1 protein-coding gene is annotated in these 1,588 nt (G+C 44.8%); it reads right to left on the bottom strand.

The features are described from left to right. Nucleotides 1-327: 327 nt before the first annotated feature. On the bottom strand, nucleotides 328-1,588 hold a 1,261-nt coding region (locus tag KDK19_RS17990; protein ID WP_257292510.1), incomplete at its 5' end, for a hypothetical protein.

The raw sequence follows: 1,588 nt of genomic DNA, 5'->3' as shown, positions 1-1,588 counted from the left end.
TCGCCCTGTCAGGCAACATCATCGGAGATGACGATAGATTGAGTTTGGCCGTTACATCAGAGCAGACCTTTGCAATCGGTTCATCCAGCTTTGCTCTGCTGGCTGGAGTGCTATTTTCAGGCATGCCGTTGTTACGAACGGGTTTATTTATTTCTCCACCAATCTGACCATCCATGGTTAATCTCCCTACTGCTATCTGAAGGACTCAATTGAAACTGTTTTATAATTTGACCTTTATGCAGTACGAAAGTTCAATTTTGACAGCAGTTCGTTGCCATGGAAGGAAGTCGCCCATCTCAAAAAAAATTCATCACGAGCAGATGGTTATCATGTATCCAATGAGTCATAAATCGAATTCAAATTCACACTGCTGAAAAACTCTTCGGCAATTTTTGTCAGCTCATTGGTTTTGAGAATCAGAGCGTTTCTGGCGTTATGTGCTTGCCGTAAGTAGCCATCATTAATAGATTCCTGCGACCAGGAAGAGCTCTTGATTAAATACATCATGGCGTACAGCTCTGCTGGTGAGGATGGATCATGAGCGCCAAAGAGGCCACAATTGTCTTCCCCCTCGGCGAAAGCATCGGCCCAACAATAGGTTAAGCGCCCACCTTTCGAATGTGTCATTTCATACAAATAATGAATGAAGACCTGCTGAATCGCTTTCTTGCATTTGTTTTTTATGCCAGTAATCAGAAATTGTTCACTGAATGGTACCTCAAGGGACTTTAGGGTAGGTTCGTACTTGCTTATGATATCAAGCTTTTCTTTCTTACTATCCGTTGCTCTGAGAGCATTTGAGTATCGTTGTTCCATTGCCTCATATTGATTGATTTTTTCCAATATCTGCTTCAAGACCGGGCTGTTCTCAAGTTTTCGTTGAAACAGGGCCTCGGCCTTTTCATTAATCACTTCGCTGTCCAGGGAGGGCTGCCCCAGTATAATCACCGGACGGTGGCTCCCCATGCCCGAGTTGAACTGCGCAAAGGCAGGTTGTTGCGCCAGCAGTCGTTCTATATTCGGAACGCCCTCTGGTTTGTCCGTCCAGGCAATCTCTACGGATGGACTGACAATTTTATTTTCAAGGAATGGCGAATGCCCATCATGATGATGAGTGATGAAGAAGGCATTCTCTTTTCTCTTCTGGAATTTTTTACAAGGCGACCGCCACCGCCATTGCTGGTTCTTTTTTTTCCCGGACATCAATACCTCATACCACTTTTTCAGACAATGAGTGGCTTTAACGTTCAGTTCATCGACACTTTGCAGACACACCAATAGTTCATGATGTTCAACAGCGTTTATAACGAATCTGCCGTAGGTCGGCACTGGATCCAGCCAACCCGAATCCAGGGCTTCACGGGCAAAGTGAATAATCGAAGGACGGGTCAAATCACTGTTTGCCAGTACGTCCACCATTGAACACAACCACTGGTCAGGGCTTGTTCCGGCCTGATCAATCATTTTTGAATGGAGTGATTTGAGTTTTTCAGTGACCTGATCTTCATCACTGTTGGATAATATTTGTTTGAGTGCCTCCGACATTGGTTTAGGTTGTGATTCCCCGATTGGAATCACTTTGCCGACC

The sequence above is a fragment of the Endozoicomonas sp. ONNA1 genome (assembly GCF_024606325.1).
Classification (GTDB): domain Bacteria; phylum Pseudomonadota; class Gammaproteobacteria; order Pseudomonadales; family Endozoicomonadaceae; genus Endozoicomonas_A.
This window is presented reverse-complemented; position numbering and strand designations above follow the sequence as displayed.